General features: G+C 59.0%; 8 protein-coding genes. 1 reads left to right on the top strand and 7 read right to left on the bottom strand.

Annotated elements, in window-relative coordinates; genetic code table 11:
• Nucleotides 1-804: 804 nt before the first annotated feature.
• Nucleotides 805-2,277: an ATP-dependent nuclease gene (locus tag EDF75_RS10190; RefSeq protein ID WP_133599007.1), complete on the top strand. Its 1,473-nt coding sequence runs from the start codon at nucleotides 805-807 to the stop codon at nucleotides 2,275-2,277.
• A 694-nt stretch (nucleotides 2,278-2,971) separates the two neighbouring features.
• On the opposite strand, the gene trhP is transcribed toward EDF75_RS10190, so the two are convergent.
• The 7 genes from trhP to EDF75_RS10150 all read right to left on the bottom strand — a co-directional run bounded on the left by trhP (nucleotide 2,972) and on the right by EDF75_RS10150 (nucleotide 15,672).
• Complete coding sequence (trhP, locus tag EDF75_RS10180) at nucleotides 2,972-4,333, bottom strand: prephenate-dependent tRNA uridine(34) hydroxylase TrhP (protein ID WP_133598999.1); 1,362 nt, start codon at nucleotides 4,331-4,333, stop codon at nucleotides 2,972-2,974.
• A 265-nt stretch (nucleotides 4,334-4,598) separates the two neighbouring features.
• Nucleotides 4,599-5,321 carry an envelope stress response regulator BaeR gene (baeR, locus tag EDF75_RS10175; protein WP_045855766.1) on the bottom strand — a complete coding sequence of 241 codons (723 nt, stop codon included), beginning with the start codon at nucleotides 5,319-5,321 and terminating at the stop codon, nucleotides 4,599-4,601.
• Nucleotides 5,318-6,811, bottom strand: a complete 1,494-nt coding sequence (gene baeS / locus EDF75_RS10170; RefSeq protein ID WP_133598998.1) for an envelope stress sensor histidine kinase BaeS — start codon at nucleotides 6,809-6,811, stop codon at nucleotides 5,318-5,320. Before baeS ends, baeR begins: the two co-directional genes overlap by 4 nt.
• Nucleotides 6,808-8,223: an MFS transporter gene (gene mdtD, locus EDF75_RS10165; RefSeq protein ID WP_133598996.1), complete on the bottom strand. Its 1,416-nt coding sequence runs from the start codon at nucleotides 8,221-8,223 to the stop codon at nucleotides 6,808-6,810. The genes baeS and mdtD overlap by 4 nt, the downstream gene beginning before the upstream one ends.
• A gap of 1 nt (nucleotide 8,224) precedes the next feature.
• Nucleotides 8,225-11,302 (bottom strand): multidrug efflux RND transporter permease subunit MdtC, encoded by a 3,078-nt coding sequence (mdtC, locus tag EDF75_RS10160; RefSeq protein ID WP_133598994.1) that lies wholly within the window; start codon nucleotides 11,300-11,302, stop codon nucleotides 8,225-8,227.
• Nucleotides 11,303-14,425, bottom strand: coding sequence for an MdtB/MuxB family multidrug efflux RND transporter permease subunit (locus tag EDF75_RS10155; protein ID WP_133598992.1), 3,123 nt, complete (start codon nucleotides 14,423-14,425; stop codon nucleotides 11,303-11,305).
• Nucleotides 14,425-15,672, bottom strand: coding sequence for an MdtA/MuxA family multidrug efflux RND transporter periplasmic adaptor subunit (locus tag EDF75_RS10150; protein WP_133598990.1), 1,248 nt, complete (start codon nucleotides 15,670-15,672; stop codon nucleotides 14,425-14,427). Before EDF75_RS10150 ends, EDF75_RS10155 begins: the two co-directional genes overlap by 1 nt.
• Between the last annotated feature and the right edge of the window lie 110 nt (nucleotides 15,673-15,782).

Here is a 15,782-nt window from a genome sequence, read left to right as displayed (position 1 = left end):
TTTTAAAAAGATATCGAAAATCAAACAATGTTAGTGATGAAAAACCAGTAGATGGTTAATTACCGGTTTAAAACGCTAAAAAAATAAAGAGTGGCAGTTTATGCTTCCGTTGAATCAAATGCAAATAGTTCTCATTATCATTTAATTGAGGTAATTATAATTATCTGTCTAATGAATGATGGATAAAAACATGTCATTAGTGGGCTGGCGGGAGGGCGCCGTTGTGGCCGGAGCGGCTGGGCGCTTATCGCGAGCGGCACAAACGACCTCGTTATATCAGCATTACTTGGGAGTTTAACGAGTGTGTCGGAGCTGCTCGTTCTACTGCCGATAAGGGGGAATTTGGTTTATTACTCACCGTGCCTCGGAGTCCTGCCAATAACGGTGGAAAGCCCACCCGCGGTATTGAATCGGATTGAACATGGGGATGATCGGCTGGAATGAGTCTGACGTCGTGAAGGTGTTTAACTGCACGTTAAAAGCTGGTGCATCTCATAAAAATCACCGGTAAAGAAACAATGTGCCGCTCAAAACAAGCGAGCGGGCGCCATCATCCAGGATGACCAGAGCCGACAAGGAGCACGTAGCGAAGATTCGTTTCGATTTGGCTCTGGAAGGGATTTTCCCCAAACGGTGGGAGGTTGAGGTACTTACGCGAGGGGCGAAAGTCTGTTTTGGCGGCAAAGTATACAACTATCACACCCATGATCATTGGGATGTGATTTTACGCTGAATGAGTAGTAATATAAGAGTATTCTGATTGCTGTTTGTTGGTTAATGACATTTATCAAGAAGGGTTTTTAGATGGCACAGAGTTTGAGTGAGATCAGAGCGTCAACAGTGAATGAGTTATTAGAAAAGGTTAGACAGAACAATTATGGGAAGTATCTGTTAAAAGCAAAAATTGGAAGAATTCGCGGGTTTTCGGGGGAAGATATTTCTTTTGAATTTCCGGTAACTGCTCTGGTTGGTCCTAATGGGAGTGGTAAGTCCTCTGTTCTCGGTGTTGCAGGGTGTGCTTATAAAGAAATAAAACCTAGTGTTTTCTTTCCCAAAAGCGCAATTGGTGATGAGAGCATGGCTGGTTGGAAGGTTGAATACGAGATAATTGACAAAGGTATTAATACGCGGCAGACGGTCCGTAGAACTAGCAGCTTTAGAAGCGCTAAATGGGCGAGGGATGAAGTAGTATCGCGAGATGTTTATTTCTTTGGTATTGAACGGACCGTTCCTGCCGGCGAGAAGACAAAATATAAAAAACTAACTCGCTCCTCTTACCAGCATACCGGTAGTTTATCAACATTGAGTGCAAGCGTTGCTAAGCAGATTGAACACATCCTAGGCAAGGATGTGTCTGGGTTTAATGTCACAGATATTGGCCATGATGAGAAGTTTTTTGTCGGTAATAGCAATGGTAATCGTTATTCTGAATTCCACTTTGGTGCAGGCGAATCATCAATTATAAGAATGGTCTCTGAGATAGAAAATGCATCTGATAACAGTTTGGTTCTGATTGAGGAAATTGAAAATGGGTTGCATCCGGTAGCAACCAGACGAATGGTTGAGTATTTAATCGATGTTGCTAAACGTAAATCTATACAGGCTGTTTTTACCACTCATAGTGATTATGCTCTAATGCCTTTACCACAAGAGGCAATATGGGCATGTATCGACGGGCGTTTAAGGAAGGGAAGGTTAACAGTTGAATCTTTAAGGGCTATATCTGGTAGAGTTGATAAAAAATTGGCAATTTTTGTTGAGGATGAATTTGCTAAATGCTGGATTGATACAATTCTTAGAGAAAGATTAAAGAGCGACTATGACCAATTAGAAGTGCATGCCGTCGCAGGTGATGGAAATGCTGTATCTATCCATAAGTCCCATACTGCAAACCCTTCAATTAAATTTAAATCTCTTTGCATTATTGACGGCGACTCATCTCAGGTTGAAAGTGATGCAAATGGTATCTTTAGACTGCCGGGGACTCAACCTGAGCGTAGTGTATTCGATGATATACTAAGTAATATTGATAGTATATTGGCAATACTGACAGTTTCTTGCCAATTGCCCCCAGAATCTCAGGCACAAGTTAGAGCAGTGGTAGAATCTATTTCAAGAACGAATCGAGATCCTCATCTTATTTTTAATCAAATCGGCATGGAGTTAGGTTTCGTTTCAGAGGTGATCATTCGAGGCGCATTTTTAAGCCTTTGGGCGCGGCAAAATGAAGACTACTGCAACAATTTAGTGAGCAAGGTTAAGGCTCTTCTTGATTGACTAGTACATTTAGAAGGTCTGGGGGCTTTCCCCCAGATTTCTTTCATGAGAGTCAGGCGTTACTAGGTTGTATCATTTCGTATTTGTTTTTATCAGTTCTGATAGGGAGTCAGGTTACTGATGCGTCTGCATTAAAAACAACCCGTTAAGCACGGAGAAAGCACCTGCGTCCCAGAATACATTTGTGCATTTATTTACACCGCTTGGGCATGTAGCTGTAGCGTGCGGGTTTGGGCGGTGCGGGAGTACCTGAGGTCGTGGGCTTCTGAGGTGGTTAAGCGTGATCATCAGTATACGAACATCAACTGCAGTTGCACGTTTGTTACCACTGAGACGGTAAAGCGTTTTATCATTTCCCTGATGAAGTAGGGCTAGCTCTGCTGCACCCGATACCATCAGGCCAGCAATCTATCCCGTGGATGCGAGCAAAGTGAAAGCCCCGAAATGCGGGGCTTATAGATGCGATGTAGCCAATGTGCGGTCATTGAAAGAAATAATTCCATTTATTTCATTAGGTTAAAACAAAAAAATAAGCCCGCGTAAGGGAGATTACGCAGGCTAAGGAGGTGGTTCCTGGTACAGCTAGCATTTATGGGTTATGTTTTTCAGCGAAATGGATGATAACGACTTTAAGCGAAACGGTATGTGATCCGTTTCTAATATCCGTGCATCCTGAAAAAATAACCCTGATAAACTAGCTGCCGTGCGGGTTTCTGGTGCTCTGGCCGGCGAAGTTGCGCATCAGCAGGGCGTACTGCAGCACCATATCTTCCGGTACCGGCAGCCAGACCGTGTAGCCATCGCCGGGGGCGACCGGCATCACTTCGCCTTTGGCATTTTCCATATGCTCGAGGGTGAAGTTGACGTTGCCCTGCGGCGTCATCAGCTCAAGGCTGTCGCCGAGGGTGAATTTGTTCTTCACCGCCACCGCCGCCAGCTGGCCGTTACGTTCACCGGTAAACTCCCCGACAAACTGCTGGCGCTCTGACAGAGAGTAGCCGTACTCGTAGTTCTGATAATCATCGTGGGTATGGCGGCGCAGGAAGCCTTCGGTATAGCCGCGGTGGGCCAGCCCTTCGAGGGTTTCCAGCAGGCTTTCGTCAAACGGTTTGCCGGCGGCAGCGTCGTCGATCGCTTTGCGGTAGACCTGCGCGGTGCGGGCGCAGTAGTAGAAGGACTTGGTGCGGCCTTCGATTTTCAGCGAATGCACGCCCATATTGCTCAGGCGCTCAACGTGAGCGATGGCGCGCAGATCCTTCGAGTTCATGATGTAGGTGCCGTGCTCGTCTTCGAAGGCGGTCATATATTCGCCCGGACGCTTGGCTTCTTCAATCATAAATACCCGATCGGTCGGCTCACCAATCCCAAGAGTGGGCTCAACGTTCTGTACCGGGATCGGCTCATGCTTGTGGACGATATTGCCGACGTCGTCCTGCTTGCCTTCCTGGACGTTATATTCCCAGCGGCAGGCGTTGGTGCAGGTCCCCTGGTTCGGATCGCGTTTGTTGATATAGCCGGAGAGCAGGCAGCGGCCGGAGTAGGCCATGCACAGCGCGCCGTGAACGAAAATCTCGAGCTCCATCTCCGGCACCTGGCTGCGAATTTCGGCAATCTCTTCCAGCGACAGCTCGCGCGAGAGAATGACCCGGCTGAGCCCCATCTGCTGCCAGAATTTTACCGTTGCCCAGTTGACGGCGTTGGCCTGGACCGAGAGGTGGATCTGCATCTCGGGGAAGTTTTCCCGTACCAGCATGATTAAGCCCGGATCGGACATGATCAGCGCATCCGGCCCCATTTCCACTACCGGCTGCAGATCGCGAATGAAGGTCTTCAGCTTGGCGTTATGCGGCGCGATGTTCACCACCACGTAGAACTTTTTCCCCAGCGCATGGGCTTCGTTGATGCCGAGCTGCAGGTTTTCGTGGTTGAATTCGTTGTTGCGCACGCGCAGAGAGTAGCGCGGCTGGCCAGCATAAACGGCATCTGCGCCGTAGGCGAAAGCATAACGCATATTTTTCAGCGTTCCCGCCGGGGAAAGGAGTTCCGGTTTAAACATGATTTTCTCGTTCTGATGACAGGTCAGATTCGCCGCAGCTGGTGGGCGAGTTGGGGAGTGTCCCCACATTAAGGGCGGGCATTGTAGCGCCGTGGGGCAGGCAGGTAAACCCTTTCCCGCCGCCTGCGCCGGGTCAATGGCAGCAAATGCTCCTGCTGTGCGGACTCGTCGGCGCTATATGGGCGATAGCGCCGGAGGCGTTTTTCACAAAAAAATCACCCGCCAGCAGGCGGGTAATAGCGCGGGCAGAACGGCATCCGGCGGCCTATGCCAGCCGGCAGGCGTCCGCCTCCCAGCGGTAGCCGACGCCGTAGACGGCGCGGATAAACGACTGCTCGGCGTCCAGCGACTCCAGCTTGCGGCGCAGGTTTTTAATATGGCTGTCGATGGTGCGGTCGGTGACCACGCGATAATCATCGTAGAGATGGTTCAGCAACTGCTCGCGCGAGAACACTTTTCCCGGCTCCTGGGAGAGCGTTTTCAGCAGGCGAAACTCGGCGGGGGTGAGATCCAGCAGCTTGTCGCGCCACGAGGCCTGAAAACGTCCTTCATCGACGATCAGCGGGCTGTCGGCATCCAGCGCCTGCAGCTCCGGGCGTGGCCGGCAGCGGCGGAGGATGGTTTTCACCCGCGCCACGACTTCGCGCGGGCTGTAGGGCTTGCAGATATAGTCGTCGGCGCCGATCTCCAGCCCCAGCAGGCGGTCGATCTCCTCAATTTTGGCCGTCACCATCACCACCGGAACGTCGGAGAAACGGCGAATTTCGCGGCACAGCGTCAGGCCGTCGGTGCCCGGCAGCATCAGATCCAGCAGGATCAGGTGCGGCGGCGTCTGGCGAACGTAGGGCAGCACCCGATCGCCGTGGTTAATCAGCGTCGGCGCGTAGCCTGCGGCAAGCAGATAGTCGATCAGCAGCTGGCCGAGCTTGGGTTCATCTTCCACGATAAGAATACGCGGAGTGTTTTCATCAACAGGTAATTCAGTCATACGTCTCTCGGTAAATCGCGTTCCAGAGGTAACTCTACTTTAATGCTAACCCCGCCAAAAGGCGAATGGCCGGCCCGTAAGGTGCCGCCGTGGGCGGCGACGATATTCACGCAGATAGCCAGCCCGAGGCCGGAGCCGCCGCTGGCGCGATTGCGCGAGCCTTCCGCGCGGTAGAAGCGTTCGCAGAGGCGCTCCAGCTGGGCGTCGCTGACGCCAGGGGCGCTATCGGCGAAGTCGACGATCAGCATCCGGCCGCTTTGCGCGGCGCTAATCAGCAGCTTGCCGCCGCTGTCGGTGTAGCGAAGGCTGTTTTCCAGCAGGTTGTTGAAAAGCTGCATCAGGCGATCGCCGTCGCCGAAAATCATCGCGCTTTCCGGCAGCGATACGCCGATCTCCAGCCCGCGGCTGGCGAAGCGTTCGCGGAAGGCTCCCGCGGCGACTTCCAGCAGGGTGATGATATCCACGGAGGTTTTCTGATAGGCCAGCGCGCCCTCGTCCGACATCGACAGCTGGTGCAGATCGTCAACCAGCTTGGTCAGGGTGGCGACCTCCGCCTGCAGGGAAGGGATGGAGTCCGGGGTGAATTTGCGTACTCCGTCCTGAATGGCCTCCAGCTCGCCGCGCAGAACCGCCAGCGGCGTGCGCAGCTCGTGGGAAATGTCCGCCATCAGGTCGCGGCGCATCTGCTGGTTGCGCTCAAGGGTGCTGGCGAGCTGGTTAAAATCCTGCGCCAGGCGGCCAAGCTCGTCGCCGCCGCTGGCGGTGACCCGGGTGGAGAAATCCCCCGCGGCGAGGCGATGGGTGCCCTCAACCAACCGCTTGACCGGCGCCAGCAGGCCGCGCGCCAGCGGGAAGGTGGCCAGCGCCGCGAGGATGGTCGCCAGGGCCACAATCAGCCAGCTGGTGCGCTTCTGCTGACGATCGAAGTTGATATCGGTATTGCGGGTTAAGCGCTCCACCGGCGAGGCGATGACCGCCCCCACCGCGGCGCCGTCAACGAGGATCTCGCGGCGGGTACCGTCTTCAGGCACCGGCTCGCGCGGGCCGACCAGCACGCGGCCATTCTGATCCACCACCCAGAACATCGTCCGCCAGCCGTGCGGAGGCATATCCGGCCCGGGACCGCGCGGCCCGTTGTCCGGCGGCGGGCCGCGATCCGGGCCTGGTCCGCGCTCTCCGTCAGGCCCGGGTCCCTGGCCGTGGCCGGCGGGGGAGCGGTCGTCGTTGTCGCGCTCAAAGGTGCGCAGCAGCTGGAAAATAAAGCGGTCGTTGTTGCGCAGGAACTTCCAGCTGCCGTGCTGGGCGTACTGCTCGCTGAGGGCGTCGCCGAGCATCGTCAGCCGCTGCTCGTTGCCGCGCTTAATGTAGTCGATAAATCCGCGCTCAAAGCTGATACGCACCGCCCAGTGCATGCTGATCAGCAGCACGATACAGGTGGCGAAGATGGCGAGAAACAGTTTGCCGGTAATGCCGGGACGCCAAAACTTCACGGTTCACTCCTTTTGCGGCGGGCGATGACGGTATTGCCTTCGATGTCATCCGGCACGCGGGAAAAAATAAGCGCCGGCAGCGCAATAATGACCGCCATGCTCAGATAGGTGTAGAGAAAGACCTGATGCGCGGTCGCCGCATCGGCGCTGAGGTGCTGCTGGCCGAACATCCCTAGCAGCATGCCGGCGATGGTTACGCCAATGCTCGTCGACAGCTGCATCACCATCGACAGCATGCTGTTGCCGCTGCTGGCCAGCGGGTCCGGCAAGTCCTTCAGGGTCAGGGTATTCATTGACGAGAAGCGGCTGGAGTTGATCATGCCTTGTAAAAACAGCACCACCGGCAGCAGCCAGTACCAGCCCGCCAGCGCGACGGCCATAAACAGCAGGCTGACCAGCGCCAGGCCGACGGTGGCGACGATCAGCACCCGGCGGTAGCCAAAGCGGTTCACCACCTGCACCACGATGCGCTTCATGCCCATGCTGCCGAGCACCATCGGGATCATCATCAGGCCGGCGTGGAACGGCGTGAAGCCGAGGCCAATCTGCAGGAATACCGGGGTCATAAACGGCAGCATGCCGCTGCCGATGCGCCCGGCAAAGCTGCCGCCGAGCCCGAGGGAGAAGGTGCGGTTGCGAAACAGGTCGAGGCTGAACAGCGCCCCGTCGTTGCCCCGCGCGTGCCACAGATAGAGCCCGATGGAGGCGATGCCGATGGCCACCAGCGCCGCCAGCAGCAGCGGAGAGATGCCGAGGCCCTTTTTGCCGTCAAGGGCGAGGGTCAGCGTCGCCATGGCGGCGGCCAGCAGGATAAAACCGAGCATGTCAAAGCGCCGCGTCTGCAGGGTGTAGTTCGGCATCAGCGAGAGCGTGGCGATAGCGCCGATAATGCCGACCGGAATATTGATTAAAAAAATCCAGTGCCAGGAGGCATATTCCACCAGCACGCCGCCGAGCGCCGGACCCAGCAGCGGCCCGACCTGGCCGGGGAGGGTGACGAAGGTCATCGCCGCCATATACTGCGAGCGGGGGACGATTTTCATCACCGTCAGACGGCCTACCGGCACCATCATGGCGCCGCCGATGCCCTGCAGTACCCGGGCCAGCACCAGCTGGTCGAGGGTATTGGCCTGGGCGCAAAACAGCGATCCGAGAGTGAAGAGGATAATGGCGCTGAAAAAGATATTGCGCACTCCCACCCGGTCCGCCAGCCAGCCGCTGGCGGGCAGCATAATCGCCACCGTCAGCACGTAGGAGACGATAACCATATGCATATGCAGCGGGCTCTCCCCGAGGCTTTTGGCCATCGAGGGGAGGGCGGTATTCACGATGGTGGTATCCAGCGACTGCATAAAGAAGCCGAATGCCACTATCCATAGCTGCCAGCGCACGCTGGACGGGAGGTCGGTCATATTATTCGCTTACCGGTTGCCGGGCTTTTCGGGAAAAACGCAGCCGTAGACGATCGAAGAACAGATACACCACCGGCGTGGTGTACAGGGTCAGCAGCTGGCTCACCACCAGACCGCCGACGATGGTAATCCCCAGCGGCTGGCGCAGCTCCGAGCCGTCGCCGCCGGATAGCACCAGCGGCAGCGCGCCGAACAGCGCCGCGAGGGTGGTCATCATAATCGGGCGAAAACGCAGCAGGCAGGCCTGGAAAATAGCCTCTTCCGGCGGCAGGTTGCCGTTACGCTGCGCCTCCAGCGCAAAGTCGACCATCATGATGGCGTTTTTCTTCACTATTCCAATTAATAGCATAATTCCGATCAGCGCGATGAGGCTGAACGGCGCGCCGAACAGCTCCAGCGCCAGCAGCGCGCCGACCCCCGCCGAGGGGAGGGTGGAGAGGATCGTTAACGGATGCACGTAGCTTTCGTAGAGGATCCCCAGCACGATATAGACCGTCGCAATCGCCGCCAGAATCAAAATGATCTGCGAATTCATGGTCTGCTGGAAAACCTGCGCGGTGCCGGCGAACGAGCCGCGGACGCTGGACGGCACCCCGAGCTGGGTCATGGCGCGGTTGATGGCGTCGCTGGCTTCCGACAGGGATTTACCGGTCGGCAGGTTAAAGGAGATGGTGGAGGCCGCCGAAAGCCCCTGATGGTTCACCGACAGCGGGGCGTTAGCCGGCTGCCATTTGGCGAAGTAGGAGAGCGGGATCGGTTTGCCTTCGCTATTGATAACGAACATCTTATCCAGCGCGCTCACGTCCTGGGTGTAGACCGGGTCAACTTCCATCACCACCTTGTACTGGTTAAGGGGCTGATAGATGGTGGAGATCTGCCGCTGGCCGAAGGCGTTGTTGAGCAGGCTGTTGGCGTCCTGCACGCTGATGCCGAGGCGCGACATGGTATCGCGATCGTAGAGCAGGTCCATCTCCGCGCCGTTGTCCTGCTGGTCAGAGTTGACGTCAGCCAGCTCGGGCAGCGCCGCCAGCGCTTTGCGAATTTTAGGCTCCCACTCGCGCAGCGCCGCCAGGTCGTCCGACAGCAGGGTGTACTGGTAGCTGGCGTTGGCCTGACGTCCGCCGACGCGGATATCCTGCACCGCCATCAGGAACAGGTTCGCTCCCGGCTCCTTCGCCAGCTTTTTCCGCAGGCGGTCAATGATCTGCTGCGCCGTTTCCTGGCGCTGGTCGCGGGATTTAAGGGTGATAAACATCATTCCGCTGTTGACCCGCGAGCCGCCGGTAAACCCGGTAACGTTATCCACAGCCGGGTCTTCACGAATGATTTTCATAAAGTCCTGCAGCTTGCCGCGCATCGCCTGGAAGGAGATGCTCTGGTCCGCCTGAATGCCGCCCATCAGCACGCCGGTATCCTGCTCCGGGAAGAAGGTTTTCGGAATTGAGATATAGAGCCAGATGCTAAGGGCAATCGTGCCCAGCAGGACGAGGCCGGTCATTCGGCTGTGTCTCAGCACCCACTTCAGCGACTTGCCGTAGCCGCCCTGAATGGCGACTAGCAGGCGGCCAAAGCCGCGGTTGCGCGTGGGCTCGTGCGGCTTGCCGCTTTTCAGCAGCCAGCCGCACATCATCGGCGTCAGGGTTAACGACACCGCCAGCGAAATACCAATCGCCACCGACAGGGTGACCGCGAACTCGCGCAGCAGACGCCCCGGCAGGCCGCCCATCAGCAGCAGAGGTAAAAAGACCGCCACCAGCGACAGGCTCATCGACAGCACCGTAAAGCCCACCTCCCGGCTTCCCTGCAGCGCCGCCTGCAGCGGCTTCATCCCCGCCTCAAGGTGGCGGGAAATATTCTCCAGCACCACGATGGCGTCATCCACCACGAAGCCGGTGGCGATGGTCAGGGCCATCAGCGACAGGTTGTTGAGGCTAAAATCGCAGAGGTACATGGCGGCAAAGGTGCCGATCAGCGATACCGGCACCGCCACCGCCGGGATCAGCGTGGCTCTGCCGGAGCGCAGGAACAGGAACACCACGAGGATCACCAGCGCCACCGAAATCACCAGCGTTTGTTCGACCTCCTCCAGCGAGGCGCGGATCGTCGGGGAGCGGTCCTGGGCGATTTGCAGATCGATCGCCGCCGGAATGGTTTTCTGCAGCTCCGGCAGGCGCGCGCGAATGCTGTCCACCGTCTGGATGATATTGGCTTCCGGCAGCTTGCGGATCATCAGCAGAATTGCCGGTTTGGCGTTGGTCATCCCGGCGTTGCGCACGTCCTGTACCGAATCGCTGATGTTGGCAACGTCGCCAAGACGCACCGCCGCGCCGTTGCTGTAGTGCACGATGACGGGCTGATACTCCGCAGCGGTTTTCAGCTCATCGTTGGTGTGTATCTGCCAGCGATGGCTGCCGTCCTCCAGCGCCCCCTGCGGCCTGCGCACGTTGGCGTTATCAATCGCCGTGCGCACGGCGTCCAGCGACACGCCCTGGTTAAACAGCGCCTGCGGATTGAGGTCCACGCGCACCGCGGGCAGGGAGCTGCCGCCGACGTCAACGTCGCCGACGCCGTCAATCTGGGCGATCGTTTGCGCCAGCTGGGTGGAGGCAAAATCGTACAGCTCGCCCTGGGAGTAGGTATCCGAGGTGAGCGTCAGGATCATGATCGGCGAATCGGACGGGTTGGCCTTGCGATAGGTTGGACGGCTCGGCATGCCGCTGGGCAGCAGGCTTTGCGCGGCGTTGATCGCCGCCTGCACGTCGCGGGCGGCGCCGTTGATATCGCGGTCGAAGTTGAACTCCATAATAATGCGCGTGCTGCCCAGCGAGCTGGAGGAGGTCATCTCGTTGACCCCGGCAATGCGCCCGAGAGAGCGCTCCAGCGGCGTCGCCACCGAGGAGGCCATGGTTTCCGGCGAGGCGCCGGGCAGCGAGGCGCTGATCATTATCACCGGGAAATCCACCTGCGGCAGCGGGGCGACCGCCAGCAGGCGGAAGCCGAGAATGCCGCACAGGGTGATGGCCAGCGAAATCAAAATCGTCGCCACCGGGCGGTAAATGAAGAGGGCGAAAAACTTCATTTACGCCTCCTCCTCACGCCGTGGGAAGCGGCTTTTGAGGTACAGCGACAGGCGGTCGAACAGCAGATAGATGACCGGGGTGGTAAACAGCGTCAGCACCTGGCTGAGCATCAGGCCCCCAACCATGCCGATCCCCAGCGGGCGGCGCAGCTCCGCGCCGACGCCGGTGCTCAGCATCAGCGGCAGCGCGCCGAGCAGCGCCGCCAGGGTGGTCATCAGAATGGGGCGAAAACGCAGCAGACAGGCCTGATAAATCGCCTCGCGCGGCGGCATGCCCTGTTCGCGCTCGGCGGCGAGGGCAAAGTCGATCATCATGATGGCGTTTTTCTTGACGATGCCAATCAGCAGGATGATGCCGATAATGGCGATCACGTCCAGCTCGCTGCCGGCCAGCCACAGGGCCAGCAGGGCGCCGACGCCGGCGGTCGGCAGGGTGGAGAGAATGGTGATCGGATGGATAAAGCTCTCATACAGCACGCCGAGGACGATATACATCGCTACCACCGCGGCGACCACCAGCCAGACGGTATTCCCCAGCGCCGACTGGAAGGCAAGGGTGCTGCCCTGGAACTCGGTGCGGATATCGGTGGGTAAATCCAGCGCCTGTTCGGCGGCCTGAATCGCCTCCACCGCATCGCCGAGGGAATAGCCGTTCGGGACGTTAAAGGAGATGGTGGTCACCGGGAACTGGTCGAGGTGGTTGATCGACAGCGGCGTAAAGCGCTGCTCAACGGTGGCGATCGATTTCAGCGGCACGATGCCGCCGTCGCTGCCGGTGAGGCGAATGCCGTCGAGCGCGGCGAGCCCCGGCGTGGCCTGGGTGTCGTGCTCCAGCACCACCCGGTACTGGTTGGCCTGGGTATAGATGGTTGAGATCAGGCGCTGGCCAAAGGCGTTGTACAGCGCATTGTCGACATCGGCCATGCTGATCCCAAGGCGGCTGGCGCTGTCGCGGTCGACGTTGATGTACGCCGCCAGGCCTTTATCCTGCCAGTCGCTGCTGACGTCGGAGAGCTGCGGCAGCGCCTGCAGGCGGGTCAGCAGCTGCGGAACCCAGTTGCTGAGCGCATCCAGCGAGTTGGCCTGCAGCGTGAACTGGTACTGCGTGCGGCTGACGGTGGTATCGATGGTCAAATCCTGGGTGGGCTGCAGATAGAGCGCGATGCCCGGAATGCCGTCCACCGAGCGCTGCAGGCGAGAGATAACCGTCTGGACGCGGTCGTCGCGCTCGCTCAGCGGCTTGAGGTTGATCTGCAGCCGGGCGCTGTTCAGCGCCGGGTTGGTGCCGTCGACGCCGACGAACGACGTCAGGCTCTCCACCGCCGGGTCCTTGAGGATCAGGGCCGAGACCTGTTGCTGGCGCTGCGCCATGCTGGCAAAAGAGGCCGACTGCGGGGCCTGCAGCGTGCCCTGAATAATGCCGTTGTCCTGGATCGGGAAGAAGCCTTTCGGGATAAACACCCACAGCATAATCGACAGCGCCAGGGTGCCCAGCGCCACGCTGAGGGTCAGCCACGGGTGGTTCAGCACCCGGCTCAGCAGGCGGCCGTAGGCGGCAATCACCCGCTCGAAGAAGCGTTCGCTGGCGCGGGAGAAGCGGTTTTGCTTACGCAGCGATTCGTGGCTCAGCATCCGCGCGCACATCATCGGCGTCAGGGTCAGCGACACCACGGCGGAGATCAGGATCGCCACCGCCAGGGTGACGGCAAATTCGCGGAACAGCCGGCCGACGATATCGCCCATAAACAGCAGCGGGATCAGCACCGCAATCAGCGAGAAGGTCAGCGAGATGATGGTAAAGCCGATCTCGCCGGCGCCCTTGAGCGCGGCGGTCAGCGGCTTTTCGCCTTTTTCGATATAGCGCGAGATGTTTTCGATAACCACGATGGCGTCATCGACCACGAAGCCGGTGGCGATGGTTAAGGCCATCAGCGTCAGGTTGTTAATCGAGAAGTCGAGAAACACCATCACCGCAAAGGTGCCCACCAGCGAGAGCGGCACGGCGACGCCGGGGATAATGGTCGCCGGGACGTTGCGCAGGAACAGGTAGATGATCATCACCACCAGGGCGATCGCCAGCATCAGCTCAAACTGCGTATCGCTCACCGAGGCGCGAATGTTGTTGGTGCGATCGGAAAGGACCTGCACCTTGACCGACTTCGGCAGGCTTTCGGTCAGCTGGGGCAGCATCTGGCGCACGCTGTCGGCGGTGGCGATAATATTCGCTCCCGGCTGGCGCTGAACGTTCATGACGATCGCCCGCTGGCTGTTCGCCCACGCGCCCAGCCAGCTGTTTTCCGCGCCCTGCTCGATGGTAGCGACGTCGCCGAGGCGAATCGGCGCGCCGTTCTGGTAAGCGACGATCAGCCGGCGATACTCTTCCGCCGACTGCATCTGGTCGTTCGCGGAGAGCGTCACCGCCCGCGAAGGGCCGTCGAGGCTGCCTTTCGCTGAGTTGACGTTGGCGCTGGTAATCGCGGTGCGGATGGTTTCACTGGTCAGCCCGAGGGCGGCAATCGCCTGCGCGTTGAGCTTCACGCGCACCGCCGGACGCTGGCCGCCGGCGAGGGTCACCAGGCCGACGCCGGAGACCTGGGAGATTTTCTGCGCCACGCGGGTTTCCACCATATCCTCCACCTGGGTCATCGGAATGGCGGAAGAGGTGACCGCGAGGGTCATAATCGGCGGATCGGCCGGGTTCACCTTGCTGTAGACCGGCGGATTAGGTAGGTCTGAGGGGAGCAGGTTGGTGGCCGCGTTAATCGCCGCCTGCACCTCCTGCTCGGCGACGTCCAGCGGCAGCGTCAGCTGGAACTGCAGGGTCACCACCGAGGCGCCGCCCGAACTTTGCGACGACATCTGCTTGAGGCCGGACATCTGGCCAAACTGGCGCTCCAGCGGCGCGGTGATTGCGGAGGTCACCACGTCAGGGCTGGCGCCAGGGTAGAGGGTGATTACCTGAATGGTCGGATAATCCACTTCCGGCAGCGCCGAGACCGGCAGGAAGCGGTAGCCGATAATCCCGGCCAGCAGGATAGCCACCATCAGCAGCGTGGTGGCCACCGGGCGCATGATAAAGAGACGGGAAGGGCCGCCCGTACTGCTCGGCGGTAGGACTTGCATCAGGAGCGCGCTCCTTTTTTGCCGTATTCGCGGCTGGTGGCTTTTTCCGGCGCGGCGGCGGATGCGCTGTGCGGCTCGACGACCTCAACCTTCGCGCCTTCGGTCAGGCGGTCGATACCGTCGGTGACCACACGATCGCCGGCGGAAAGCCCGGCGCTAATGACCACCTTCAGGCTATCCTGAATACCCGGCGTCACCGTATGTTTGCTGACCTTATTGTCGGCGTTCAGCACCCATACGAAGTGGCCCTCGTTGCCCATCTGCAGGGCGGCGGCAGGGATCACCACCGCATTCTGTTCGGTATCCACCAGCATGCGGGCGTTGACGAACTGGTTGGGGAACAGCGCGTCGTCCTGGTTGCTGAAGCGGGCTTTCAGCTTGATGGTGCCGGTGGTGGCGTCAATCTGGTTATCCAGGCTGAGCAGCGCGCCGCTGGCGATTTTCTGCTTGTTGGTGCGGTCCCAGGCCTCAACCGGCAGGGCTTTACCTGCCTTCTGCGCCTGAACCACCGCCGCGATGTCATTTTCCGGCAGCGTGAAGACTAAATCGATCGGCTGGGTTTGCGTTAATACCACGATACCGGTGGTATCTCCGCTGGAGATCTGGTTGCCGATATCCACCTGCTTCAGGCCGACGCGCCCGTCGATGGGCGCGACGATGCGGCTCCAGTTGAGCTGCAGCTGGGCGCTGGCCACCGCCGCTTCGTCGGCTTTAATCGTGCCGTTGGTTTCGCTGACCAGCGACTGCTGGGTATCCAGCTCCTGGCGCGAAACGAGGTTGGTTTTGACCAGCTGCTGATAGCGGGCAAGGTCGCGCCTGGCGTTGGCAAGGGTCGCCCGATCTTTGGCTAGCTGTCCCTGGGCCTGCGCCAGCGCGACTTTAAACTGGCTGGGGTCGATTTCCGCCAGCAGATCGCCGGCTTTTACCTGCTGGCCTTCCTGGAAGTGGATCGCCAGCAGCTGGCCGTCGACGCGGCTGCGCACGGTGACCGTATTGGCCGCGGTGACCGTGCCGAGGCCGCTGAGATAGCGCGGCACCGATTCGCTGGTGGCCGTAGCCGCCTGGACCGGCGCCAGGGGGGCGCCGAAGCGGCCGTGACGGCCGCCCGCAGCAGGCGCACCGTGCCCGGCCGCCGCCGTAGGCGTTTCACCCGCCGTATCACGACCCTGCCAAAACCAGTATGCGGCGCCGGCAACGATGACCACCGCCAGGGCGGTTGCCCAACGAAGTGTGTGACTGCCTTTCATTATTTAGCTATCTCATCCTGAAACGTTTCGCGAAATGATACTAGTTTAGTGAGGGAACGCCTCGCAAAAATGGAGGAATTATGAAAAGACTGTTGAGATATGTCTGGATT

The sequence above is a fragment of the Klebsiella sp. BIGb0149 genome (genome assembly GCF_004362605.1).
Classification (GTDB): domain Bacteria; phylum Pseudomonadota; class Gammaproteobacteria; order Enterobacterales; family Enterobacteriaceae; genus Klebsiella; species Klebsiella terrigena.
This window is presented reverse-complemented; position numbering and strand designations above follow the sequence as displayed.